Origin of the sequence: Streptomyces sp. NPDC047079, assembly GCF_040643755.1 — a bacterium.
Classification (GTDB): Bacteria; Actinomycetota; Actinomycetes; order Streptomycetales; family Streptomycetaceae; genus Streptomyces.
The window spans coordinates 24,622-35,849 of the sequence record NZ_JBEYUZ010000027.1 but is presented as its reverse complement, the minus strand read 5'-3'; the positions used below and the strand labels follow the sequence as shown (position 1 = coordinate 35,849).

Below are 11,228 nucleotides of genomic sequence, written 5' to 3'. Positions count from 1 at the left end.
CCCCGGCCGGGCCGACGCGGCGTCGGCAAAAGGGGTCATGAGGCAGGCGTAGCGTAGAAGTCATGACGAAGTACGGATCCTTCCCCGGTACCCGTCCCCGTCGGCTGCGGACGACGCCTGTCATGCGGCGCATGGTCGCCGAGACACGGCTGCACCCCGCCGACTTCATCCTTCCCGCGTTCGTGCGGGAGGGCGTCGGCGAGCCCGTGCCGATCACGGCCATGCCCGGTGTCGTGCAGCACACCCGGGACAGCCTGAAGAAGGCGGCGGCGGAGGCGGCGGAGGCCGGGATCTCCGGGATCATGCTCTTCGGCGTGCCGGAGGAGTCGAAGAAGGACGCGCTGGGGACCGCGGGGACCGATCCGGACGGGATTCTTCAGGTCGCCCTGCGGGATGTGCGGGCCGAGGTCGGGGACGAACTGCTCGTCATGTCCGATCTGTGCCTGGACGAGTTCACCGACCACGGGCACTGCGGTGTGCTCGACGCGAAGGGCCGGGTCGACAACGACGCCACCCTGGAGCGGTACGCCGAGATGGCACAGGTCCAGGCCGACGCCGGCGCCCACGTGGTGGGGCCCAGCGGCATGATGGACGGTCAGATCGGGGTCGTCCGGGACGCCCTCGACCAGATCGGCCGGGAGGACGTCGCAATCCTCGCCTACACCGCCAAGTACGCCTCCGCCTTCTACGGGCCGTTCCGGGAGGCGGTCGGGTCGTCGTTGCAGGGCGACCGGAAGACCTACCAGCAGGATCCCGCGAACTGGCGGGACTCCCTGCGGGAACTCGCCCTGGACCTGGAGGAGGGCGCCGACATGGTGATGGTCAAGCCCGCCGGGCCCTACCTCGACATCCTGGCGAAGGTCGCGGACGCGGTCGACGTGCCCGTGGCCGCGTACCAGATCTCCGGCGAGTACTCGATGATCGAGGCCGCCGCCGAGAAGGGCTGGATCGACCGGGACCGCGCGATCCTGGAGACGCTGACCGGCATCAAGCGGGCCGGTGCCCGCAGCATCCTCACGTACTGGGCCACCGAGGTCGCCCGGAAGCTGCGCTAGACCGTACGCGCCGGCCGTGGCGGGATCGCTTCGGCGCACAGGGCGACGGCCAGGAGGTCGGCTTCCCGGCGCGGCCGGGCGATCAGCTGGAGGCCGACCGGCTCGCCCGCCTCGGTACGTCCTGCCGGGACGCTGATGGCGGGGTGACCCGTGATGTTGAAGGCCCACGTCAGCGCGACGCTCATGGCTGCTCCGGGGCCCTGGTGGCCGTGCGGGGGGTTGGGGGTCGTCGGCGTGGCGAGGAGGTCGTACGAGGCGAAGAGGCCGTCGAGTGCGTGCCGCAGGGCGGTTGCCGTGGTCCTCGCGTCCGCTGCGTCCTTGCCGTTCTTCCCACCGCCGCGCAAGGCGGCCCAGCAGGGTCCGGGGTCGGGCAGGGGGAGCGGAACATCGCTCGGAGCGACGGCGTCCGCGTCGGCCAGGTCGTTCAGGAAGGCGCGGGCGGTGTCCGCGATCCGTGGGGCCGTGCCGGCGAAGCCCAGCGTGGGCGACCAAGCCGTCCGCAGCGGCCGTCGGGGAGGCGCGAGGCCGGGCAGCGTCGCGGTGCCGGCGAGGGCGTCGAGGTAGGCGGCTGCGTCCCCGGCGGTGCGGGCGAGTGGGCCGGACACGTTCAGCCCGGCGCGGTCACGGGCCGGAACGAGGCCGTTGGTGGGCTTCAGGCCGATGACCCCGCACCAGGCCGCCGGGACGCGCACCGATCCGGCGCCGTCGCTTCCGGTGGCCAGGGGCACCATCCCGCAAGCCACGGCGGCGGCCGAGCCGGCCGAGGAGCCGCCGGGGCTCCAGCGTGGATGGTGCGGGTTCAGCGTGGGGCCGCGCTCGGTGTGGCCCCAGGTCCGCCAGGCGGTACCCCGGCCCGGTGTGGCGGTGGCGCCGACGGGCACGCAGCCGGCGGCCAGCAGACGCCTCGTCTGGTGGGCGTCGAGTCCCTCGGTGGCCTTGACGGCGAGGGGGACTCCGGCCAGCGGAAGCCGCTCGCCCGCCCGGACGCGGCGGTCGACCTCGGCGGCATGGGCCACCGCCTGCTCGGGCCACAGTTCGGTGAAGGCCCGTAGGGGGTCGTCGCAGCGGACGATGTGCGCGAGGGCCGAGCGTGTCGTCTCCCGTGCCGACACCTCCCCGGACAGCACACGGGCGGCGATCCGCCGGGCGGACAGCCGGGTGTACTCCCCGAGCACCTTCGTGGTCAGCGTCTTCCCCTCTCCTCCCGCGGGCCCCGCCGCGCGGTTCAGTACATCAGGGCCGCCTCGCCGCTGGAGAGCCAGTACGTCACCGTCAGGCCGTCGTCGACGTGGACGCCGTTCGACGGGAGTGCGGGGTGGGCGGCGGGCCCGGTGGGCAGGGTCAGGGTGAGGGTCCGTGCCGTGCGGGGATGTGCGGCGCTGCCGTCCGCCGATGACAGGAGTACGCCCGCGTAGGCCGACTCGCCCGGGGAGAGGGTGAGGGGGGAGCGCGGCCTCGTCTCCGGGGCGGGACGCGCGGAGGCGGGTGCCTCGCCGAAGCGGGCCACCGGGTAGCCGGTGAGGGCGCAGTTCGCGGTGCCCGTGTTGGTCAGCCGCAGAAGCAGGTGGTCGACGGGCCGGGACACCTCGGTCGCCGTCGTCCTGGTGCGGCTGCCGGAGCAGGGGGCCGCCCTGTCGGGGCCTGAGGTCTGCCCGGGGGACACGGAGGACGCCGTCGAGGGGCCTTCGTCCCGTACGCCCTCGCCGTTCCGGCAGGCCGTGAGCGCCAGCGCGGCGAGCGCGACCGCGATGAGGGCGAGCAGACGGACGCTACGAGCGGACATGGGACGGCCCTTCGACGTGGACGAGCTGGGGGTGGCGCGCCACCGCTCGACCGGTCGCGGGAGCGGACGCCTCGCTGACCACAGCTTGGGCGGTGGGCCGCCCAAGGCGCCACACTCCTGGCCGTTTTTGGGACGCCGGGACCGCGGGGCAGCGGTTGACCTGGGGAAACGCCGTCCCTTGGGAAGCCCGCGCGGGACGCGGACGAAGGACTCCCGGTCGCCCGTCAGCCCTTCGTGCCGAACCAGAGCTCGGCGAGCGCGTCGAGGCGGGGCTCGGGCGGCACCGGCAGTTCGCGCAGATAGAAGGGCAGATCGCTGTACACGTGCAGCAGCGCGTAGGCGAGCAGCTGGTCCGGGTCGTGCGGGGCGCGCCCATAGGCCTCGTAGAAGCGGCGCAGTTGGCGAGCGTCGGCCCGGGTGACGAACAGGCCGACGCCCGCGAAGTCGTACGCCGGGTCGCCGATCATGGCCGGTTCGAAGTCGAACAGACCGGTCAGACGGCGGCCGCCCCGCATATCGATGGTCAGGTGCTCGCGCATGAACTCCGTGTGCAGCAGCGCCTGTTCGGTCGATGTCGGCAGGGGCACCGAGTCCAGGAATTCGGGGATACGGCTCAGCCAGGGCTCGGTCACACCGCTGCGGCGGTGCTGCTCCAGCGTGCCCGCGCGCCGGCGGCGCAGGAACGAGGACCAGTCCGAGGGGCCCACGACGTCCGTCAGCGGCTTCCAGGCCATCGCGTGCAGCGCGGCCAGCGTCTGGGCCGACTCCGTTACGATCCGGTCCTGTTCGGCCGCCGTGAGCATCGGCCACGCCTCGGCGACACTCCGCCCGGGCAGCCGTGACATCAGTACGAACCGCCAGCCGTTCACATACTCGTCGGTGGCGATCAACCGGGGGGTCGGCAAGGGCAGTTGGCCCCACAGATGGCTCAACACCCGCGCCTCACGTATCGCCTCGGCCGTCCCGAACCGCGGATACAGCTTCAGCACCATGTCCCCGCCGAGCGCGTACACCGGCAGTGATCCGTCGTCGAAGCGCCGCAACGCGAGCCCCACGAGGCCCATTTGGTTGCACAGGTCCAGGGCCGCCGGACGCAGCACCGTCTCGTCCGAGACGATCGCCTGCAGCTCCTTGTACGTGTCCACGGTGGGCAGCATGCGCCGCATGCTAGGGCCCGCCGGGGGCCGTCCGCAGGGCGAAACGGAATTGATGTAGAGGGCAGTGATAACCCTAAGGTGCGCGAACGAGGTGTTTTCGAGTGGCGCGTCCACCGTGTTCCCACGTCCCCCGCGCGCCCGCACTCAGAAGGAGCCGCCGCCGTGACCTCCGCCGACAGCCGCACCAGCAGTCTGCCACCGCCCCCGTTCGCCGCCCGGGTCGCCGCGACCGGCGGTTCACCCGTGCGGGACATCCTCGCCGTCACCGCCCGGCCCGAAGTCGTCAACTTCGCGGGCGGACTTCCGGCTCCCGGGCTCCTCGACGCCGAGGGCGTCGCCGCTGCGTTCCACGCCGTGCTGGCCGAGGTGCCGCAGCGGGCGCTCCAGTACGCGACGACCGAGGGGGAGCCCGCGCTGCGGGCCGCGCTCGCCGACCGCACCACCGCGCGCGGCCTGGCGACCGGCCCGGACGACCTGCTGGTCACCACCGGCTCGCAACAGGCGTTGTCGCTGCTCGCGACCGCCCTGCTGGAGCCCGGCGACACCGTCCTCGTCGAGAATCCCTGCTATCTCGCGGCGCTCCAGGTGTTCGGCTTCGCGGGCGCCCGGATCCTCCCCGTGCCCGGCGACGCGGACGGCATCGACCCGGACGCCCTTGAGGAGATGGTGGTGCGGGAGCGCCCCAAGCTGCTCTACACGGTCCCCACCTTCCACAACCCCACCGGGCGCACCCTCCCGGCCGGCCGCCGCGCGGCGATCGCGGGCGTCGCGGCCCGGCGCGGATTGTGGATCGTCGAGGACGACCCCTACGGCGAACTTCGTTTCGAGGGCGAGCGGGTGCCGTGGATCGCCTCCCACGACGACGCCCGTGACCGCACCGTGCTCCTCGGCTCCTTCTCCAAGGTGATGGCTCCCGGCCTCCGGCTCGGCTGGCTGCGGGCGCCGGCCGCGCTGCGGCGGGCCTGCGCGGTCGCCAAACAGGCCGCCGACCTCCACACCCCGACCGTCAACCAGCTCGCCGCCGCCCGCTATCTGGCCGACCGGGACCTCGACGCGCATGTGTCGAAGGTCGCCGCCGCCTACCGCGAGCGCCGGGACGCCCTGCTCGCCGGTCTCCCGGACGCCCTCCCCGAGGGCTCTGCGTGGAACCACCCCGAGGGCGGCATGTTCCTCTGGGCCAGGCTCCCCGACGCCTACGACACCACGGCGCTGCTGCCCCGTGTGGTGGAGCGGGAGGTCGCGTACGTCCCCGGCGCGCCCTTCTACGCGGGCGCACCCGAGACGTCGACGATGCGGCTGTGCTTCGTCACGCACACCCCCGAGGAGATCGCGGAGGGGCTGCGGCGGCTGGGCAAGGGGCTGCGGTAGGGAAGCCGGCTCAGTCCCACCAGAAGGACCACACCCGCTGGCCCAGGACCTCGTGCCCCGCGTACTCGGACAGCGTCTCGTGGTGTCCCTGCGTGATGTTGTCCGGGCAGAACGCGAAGTGCTCCGCGGCCACCGCCTCGGCCTCCGCCGGGGTGGCGGGCGGCGCCGCGACCGACAGGACCAGCCGGTCGTAGGTGAGCGCGACGACCCGTATCCCGAAGCGGTCCTCCCAGGAGCGGAGCACCGATCCGAGGCGCGCCACGTCGTCCTCGTAGTTCAGCGGCCCGGACCAGCCGATCGCCGCCGGGATGTCGGCGGACCGGCGGGCCGGGACCAGGGCGAGGCACGGCTCCTTGAACCAGGAGCCCTCGTCCAGGAGCGAATCGGCGACCTCGGCGGCGCGCGCGTCCGGGTCGGCCTCCAGCCGGGGAGCGGCGGCGAGGCCGGGCCACTCGGCACCGAACGGCGCGACGGTCTCGTCGTACGACGCGGGCTCACCGAAGATCTCGACGACCCTCTCCTTGCCCGGGTAGTCGTCGTCGACGCCGGGCGCGTGCGCCGCGTACTCCTCCCAGAGCGCGGCCAGCACCTCCTCGGCGTCGTGATCGCCGGGGTACGACATCTGCCCCGGCAGCAACTCCCACTCCCCGGGCCCGCCCTGCTCGCCGCCGATGTCGAGGAGCACGGGGAGGAGTCCGACCCGCGCGCCGGGAGCGCCCAGCCGCGCCCAGTTGCCGGAGGACGCCGGGCGCCCGGCATGCCACAGCAGCGGCTCGTGCCACGGGCCCTCGCCCGTCGCGTCGATCAGTCTCCCCGGGGGGAGTTCAAGCCCGAGCCCGCGCCCGCTCGGGTCTGCCGCCAACCGGGGCAGCGGATTGGGAAGTGTCGCCATGTCAGTGACTGTAGGGGCAGCCACTGACAACGCCCCTAGCGGGCCGCGTACTCGGTGAACGCGGACCAGCTGCCCGTACGCGGCCCCGAACGAACCCGTACAAAAAAACTCTACGGGCTCACTCGGTGATCCACCGCAGTCACCCTTCGCAACGCTTGTCCCGTAAACGAAACGATTCAACTCCCGCCCCTGCGCGAGAGGTTCTTCCGGCGCGAGCGCCGGTCCGTCCCAGCGCACGGCAGTTCGCTCGCGAGACCCTGACGGGCTGGGGCCTCGCCGAAGCCGAGCGCAGCGGCGACGTGCTGCTGTGCGTGAGCGAGCCCGGCGACCAACGCGCTGGTGCACGGCGTGCCGCCCGGCCGCCACTTCCGCGTGTTCCTGCGGTACGACGGCGCCGTACTGCGACTGGAGGTGCACGACAGCGGCCCCGGCGTCCCGCACATCGCCGAGGAGGCCGACGAGGGCGGGCGCGGGCTGCTGCTGGTCGCCGCGCTCGCCGACAAGTGGGGTGTCGGCGAGCGCGAGCTCGGCAAGGTGGTGTGGTGCGAGTTCGCTCCCGCACCACCCGGGGACCTCACCAGGTGAGGGCGTCGGCCGCGCTGGACTGCCAGTACGTCGCGGTCAGCTTGCTGTCGTAGTGCACGCCCTCCGCAGGCAGCTTCACGGTGGCCGTGGGGCCTGCGTCGCTGCGCGGGGTGCGTCCCTGGAAGATGACGCTCAACTTGTGGCCCGTGGTTCCGTTCTGGCCGCTGCCGTCGGCGGCGGAGAGGCGCACGCCCGCGTAGCCGGACTGGCCGGGAGCGAGCGTGATCACGGCCTGCGGGCGGCTCTCCTCGAACGCCCCCGGCGCCCACTGCATCTCGTCGAACTGCAGGAAGGGGTAGTACGTCAGGTCGCACGGCCGGGAGCCGGTGTTCCTGACGGTGATCAGCATGTGGTCGAGGGGCCGGGACACCTCCTGGGCGGTGACATGGGTGTTGGCGCCGTTGCAGAGGACGGGGGTGCCGGTCGTCGTCCCGCGGCCCGTACCGGAGCCGGAGGCGCGGCCCGTGGAGCCTTTGCCGTTCCCGGTGCCCGTGTGGGAGGCCGCGTCCGAGCCCTTCGCGGCCGGCGATCCGGAGCCCGTGCCGGTGTTGGGGGTCCCGGTGCTCTGGGCGACGGGGCTCTGGGCGGGGGACGACGCGGTCGGCGCGGACGCCTTGCCCTCGTCCTGTGTGCCGGTGCCGCTCTGGCAGGCCGTCAGGGCCAGCGCCGCGAGCGCGACGGTGGTGGTGGCGAGCAGCCCGGTGCGGGAGCGGTCGCTGCGGACAGTGCGCATGGCTGGATACCTCGTTCGTGCGTCGGGTTGGTGCGGGCCGCCCGGCCGGTCGGCGGGAGCGGCGTGCTTGGATGGCATGGAGCCTGCGGGGCGATGTGTCCCAGCCGCCACGATCGGCGGACCATCAGGGACGCTGGAACGCCCCTGGCGGCTCTGAGCTGGGAGAACGAGGTGTCTCTGGGACGCCGTCCGGGACACGGGGGAGCGGAGGAATGGTGTCGGGGGTGGATGCGGCAGAGGCGTTCGGCCGGCTGCTGAGGGAGCTGAAGGAGCGGTCCGGGCTGAGCTACGGGCTGCTGGCCAAGCGGCTCCACATGAGTACGTCGACGCTGCACCGGTACTGCAACGGGGACGTCGTTCCGACGGATTACGCGCCCGTGGAGCGGCTGGCCCGGCTCTGCAAGGCGTCGCCCGAGGAGCTGGTCGAGCTGCACCGCCGGTGGGTGCTGGCCGACGCGGCGCGGGAGAGGAAGAGCAAGGCGACCGCGGTACGGGACGCGCGTGCGGCCGAGCCGGACGCGGGTGCGGATCGGGTGCCCGGGCCCGGCAGGGAGGGCGCGTCCGCGGGTCCTGCCGCGCCCGCCGCCCCTGCGGGGCCGGGGGCTCCGGTGCGTCCCGGCTCCCGTCGGCGCATGCGCTCCGCGGTGCTCGCCTCGGTCGGCGCGCTGGTGGTGCTGGGCGCCGCCGCGCTCGCCTGGACGCCCTCCTTCGGCCTCGGTGCGGACGACGCCAAAAGCCCCACGGGAGCGTCGTCGGCCGTGGACCGGCAGCGCACCGCGGACGGGGGCGCCACGTCGGAGCCGACGCCCCCCTCGCCGTCGCGGTCCGGCAAGGGCACGGGCAAGGAGGCCGAGGGCAAGCGGAGCCCCGGCGCGGGCGCGGGGTCCCTGGCCCCGAGCGGCCGTCCCAGCCGTCCCGCGACCGGTCCGGCCGCCCCCGGTGACACGGTCCCGGCCGTACCGCTGACGGTCAACGCCCGCCCGTACGCCTGGGAAGACCCGTGCAGCCAGCACTATCTGATCGACCGGTCGCCGCAGCGGGTACCGCCGCCGCCCACCGAACAGGACGCGCCGGGCTGGGTGTCGGCGCTCAGCGCGGTGTCGTCCGGGGAGCAGTACCTCGTGCTGACGGTGCAGGGCACCGGCGCGTCGACCGTGGTCCTGGAGGACCTCAGGGTCCGGACGGTCTCCTCGGACGCGCCCTTGGCCTGGAGCGACTACGCCATGGGCGTGGGCTGCGGGGGTGGCGTGGAGACGTACGCGTTCGGCGTCGACCTGGACAAGGGCCGTCCGTCGGTGGTGCCCTCCCAGGGGCAGGGCGACTTCCCGTTCAAGGTCAGCGAGTCCGACCCGGAGGTCTTCCGTGTCCGGGCCCGCACCGCCGGGCACGATGTGCGCTGGTACCTGGAGCTGGAGTGGTCCAGCGGCTCACGGCACGGCACCGTCCGGATCGACGACCACGGCAAGCCGTTCCGGACGAGCGGGAACACGGGGCGGCCCGGTTACGACTTCCCGCTCGGCGGCTCGGAGTGGTACGCCCGCGAGGACGGCTGACCGGGCGGTGCCGTCGTGGGCGGCCCGCAGACGAACGCGGCCCGCCGGAGGTGTCCGGCGGGCCGCGTCACAAAGAGTCGCGCGGAGTCACACAGCGGGGGTCAGAGCCGCTCGGGCGTCCTGATGCCCAGCAGGGCCATGCCCTCGTGGAGGGTGCGGGCCGTGACGTCGCACAGGAGGAGACGGTTCTCGACCTGCGCGGGCGTCTCGGCCTTCAGGACCGGGCACTTGTCGTAGAACGAGGTGTACAGCGAGGCCAGCTGGTAGAGGTACGCGGCCAGCTTGTGCGGGGCGTACTCCGCGGCGGCCTCCGCGACCGTATCCGCGAACTGGTCCACGTGCAGGGCCAGGGCCCGCTCCGCGTCCGTCAGGGCCAGCTCCGGGTGCGCGGACGGGCGCACCTCGCCGGCCTTGCGCAGGATCGACTGGATACGGGCGTACGCGTACTGGAGGTACACGGAAGTGTCGCCGTTCAGCGACACCATCTGGTCCAGGTCGAACTTGTAGTCGCGGTTCGCCGACGTCGACAGGTCCGCGTACTTCACGGCGCCGATGCCCACCTGGGCACCACGCTCGGCGATCTCCTCCTCGGACAGCTCCTGCGCCTTCTCCCGTACGACGGCGGAGGCGCGCTCGATCGCCTCGTCCAGGAGGTCGACCAGACGGACGGTCTCGCCCTCACGGGTCTTGAACGGCTTGCCGTCCTTGCCGAGGACCGTGCCGAAGGCGAGCTGGTACGCCTTCACGTCGTCGTTCAGCCAGCCTGCCCGCCGCGCGGTCTCGAAGACCATCTTGAAGTGCAGCGACTGGCGGGCGTCCACGACGTAGATGATCGAGTTCGCCTTGAGGTTGAAGACGCGGTCGCGGATCGCGGAGAGGTCCGTCGCCGCGTAGCCGTAGCCGCCGTCGGACTTCTGGACGATCAGCGGGACCGGTTTGCCGTCCGGGCCCTTGATGTCGTCGAAGAAGACGCAGAGGGCGCCTTCGGAGCGGACCGCCACGCCGGAATCCTCCAGGAGGCGGCACGTCTCCTCGAGCATGTCGTTGTAGCCCGACTCGCCGACGATGTCCGCGTCGCGGATCTCCATGTCCAGCTTCTCGAAGACGGAGAAGAAGTAGATCTTCGACTCGTCGACGAACTTCTGCCACATCTGAAGCGTGCGCGGGTCGCCGGCCTGGAGGTCGACCACCCGGCGGCGGGCACGCGTCTTGAACTCCTCGTCGGAGTCGAAGAGCCTGCGGGCCGTCTTGTAGAGGCGGTCGAGGTTCGACATCGCCTCCTCGCCGGAGGCGGCGGTGTCCCCGGTGTCGGCCTTGTGGTCCAGCTCGTGCGGGTGCTCGTCCAGGTACTGGATGAGCATGCCGAACTGGGTGCCCCAGTCGCCGATGTGATGACGGCGGACCACCGTCTCGCCGGTGAACTCCAGGAGCTTGACCACGGAGTCGCCGATCACCGCGGAGCGCAGATGGCCGACGTGCATCTCCTTCGCCACGTTCGGCTGGGCGTAGTCGATGACCGTGGTGCCCGGGTTCTCCGCGAACGGCACGCCGAGGCGGCCCTCGGGGTCGGCGGCGCGGGCGGCGAGGTTCTCGGTGATCGCCCGGTCGGTGACCGTGATGTTGAGGAAGCCGGGTCCGGAGACCTCGACATCCTTGATCACGTCACCGGTGACGACATGGGAGACGACCTGGGTCGCCAGCTCCCGCGGGTTCGCCTTGGTCTTCTTCGCGAGCGCCAGGATCCCGTTGGCCTGGTAGTCGGCCCGGTCGCTTCGTCGCAGCAGCGGGTCCGCGGCGGCCTCCGGCAGGGTGGCCGACAGGGCGTTCGCGAGGCGCTGGTGGACGGAGGCGGTGAGCGACGTGACCGAGGCCATGAGGTGGGTGCCGTTCTCCTCGTGCGTACGGATAGATGGAGCCAGTATCCCATGGGGGTAAAGCGGTTTTCCGTATGCGGTCGCGCGCGGGCGGAGACACGCGTGCGATGCCTTGCGGCCCTGCGCGTGCGGCGACGCGCGGGTGAGAGCTTGAAAAGCGGTTTTCGTGGATGCGGTCCCGGCAGGGACAATGGTTCGGACAGCCGTGTGACCGTGCGGCTGGTCCTG

Annotated in this window: 9 protein-coding genes and 1 pseudogene; 4 read left to right on the top strand and 6 right to left on the bottom strand. The window is 72.6% G+C overall.

Annotation, left to right across the window (positions count from 1 at the left end; translation table 11 throughout):
* Nucleotides 1-62: 62 nt before the first annotated feature.
* A complete protein-coding gene (gene hemB, locus ABZ823_RS26270) occupies nucleotides 63-1,055 on the top strand; it encodes a porphobilinogen synthase (RefSeq protein WP_361665180.1) in 993 nt (330 codons plus the stop codon).
* On the opposite strand, the gene ABZ823_RS26265 is transcribed toward hemB, so the two are convergent.
* From ABZ823_RS26265 to ABZ823_RS26255, 3 genes are all read right to left on the bottom strand, one after another.
* Nucleotides 1,052-2,230 carry an amidase gene (locus ABZ823_RS26265; protein WP_361665177.1) on the bottom strand — a complete coding sequence of 393 codons (1,179 nt, stop codon included), beginning with the start codon at nucleotides 2,228-2,230 and terminating at the stop codon, nucleotides 1,052-1,054. The genes hemB and ABZ823_RS26265 overlap by 4 nt on opposite strands.
* 50 nt (nucleotides 2,231-2,280) lie before the next feature.
* Complete coding sequence (locus ABZ823_RS26260) at nucleotides 2,281-2,838, bottom strand: DUF4232 domain-containing protein (RefSeq protein WP_361665174.1); 558 nt, start codon at nucleotides 2,836-2,838, stop codon at nucleotides 2,281-2,283.
* Nucleotides 2,839-3,062: 224 nt separating this feature from the next.
* On the bottom strand, nucleotides 3,063-3,995 hold the full coding sequence (locus tag ABZ823_RS26255; protein WP_361665170.1) for an aminoglycoside phosphotransferase family protein: 933 nt from the start codon (nucleotides 3,993-3,995) through the stop codon (nucleotides 3,063-3,065).
* 162 nt (nucleotides 3,996-4,157) lie between these two features.
* Between ABZ823_RS26255 and ABZ823_RS26250 the strand changes: the two genes are divergently transcribed.
* On the top strand, nucleotides 4,158-5,363 hold the full coding sequence (locus ABZ823_RS26250) for a PLP-dependent aminotransferase family protein (RefSeq protein ID WP_361665167.1): 1,206 nt from the start codon (nucleotides 4,158-4,160) through the stop codon (nucleotides 5,361-5,363).
* A gap of 10 nt (nucleotides 5,364-5,373) precedes the next feature.
* On the opposite strand, the gene ABZ823_RS26245 is transcribed toward ABZ823_RS26250, so the two are convergent.
* Nucleotides 5,374-6,255 (bottom strand): DUF4253 domain-containing protein, encoded by an 882-nt coding sequence (locus tag ABZ823_RS26245; protein ID WP_361665164.1) that lies wholly within the window; start codon nucleotides 6,253-6,255, stop codon nucleotides 5,374-5,376.
* A gap of 174 nt (nucleotides 6,256-6,429) precedes the next feature.
* On the opposite strand from ABZ823_RS26245, the pseudogene ABZ823_RS26240 reads away from it, so the two are divergent.
* A pseudogene (locus tag ABZ823_RS26240) lies at nucleotides 6,430-6,840 on the top strand (ATP-binding protein).
* On the opposite strand, the gene ABZ823_RS26235 reads toward ABZ823_RS26240, so the two are convergent.
* The gene (locus ABZ823_RS26235; RefSeq protein ID WP_361665161.1) at nucleotides 6,830-7,573 is read right to left on the bottom strand and encodes a DUF4232 domain-containing protein; all 744 of its coding nucleotides are present in this window, start codon (nucleotides 7,571-7,573) and stop codon (nucleotides 6,830-6,832) included. The pseudogene ABZ823_RS26240 and the gene ABZ823_RS26235 sit on opposite strands and share 11 nt — an antisense overlap.
* A gap of 224 nt (nucleotides 7,574-7,797) precedes the next feature.
* Between ABZ823_RS26235 and ABZ823_RS26230 the strand changes: the two genes are divergently transcribed.
* Nucleotides 7,798-9,126, top strand: a complete 1,329-nt coding sequence (locus tag ABZ823_RS26230; RefSeq protein WP_361665159.1) for a helix-turn-helix domain-containing protein — start codon at nucleotides 7,798-7,800, stop codon at nucleotides 9,124-9,126.
* A gap of 101 nt (nucleotides 9,127-9,227) precedes the next feature.
* On the opposite strand, the gene argS is transcribed toward ABZ823_RS26230, so the two are convergent.
* Nucleotides 9,228-11,000 (bottom strand): arginine--tRNA ligase, encoded by a 1,773-nt coding sequence (argS, locus tag ABZ823_RS26225; RefSeq protein WP_361665156.1) that lies wholly within the window; start codon nucleotides 10,998-11,000, stop codon nucleotides 9,228-9,230.
* Between the last annotated feature and the right edge of the window lie 228 nt (nucleotides 11,001-11,228).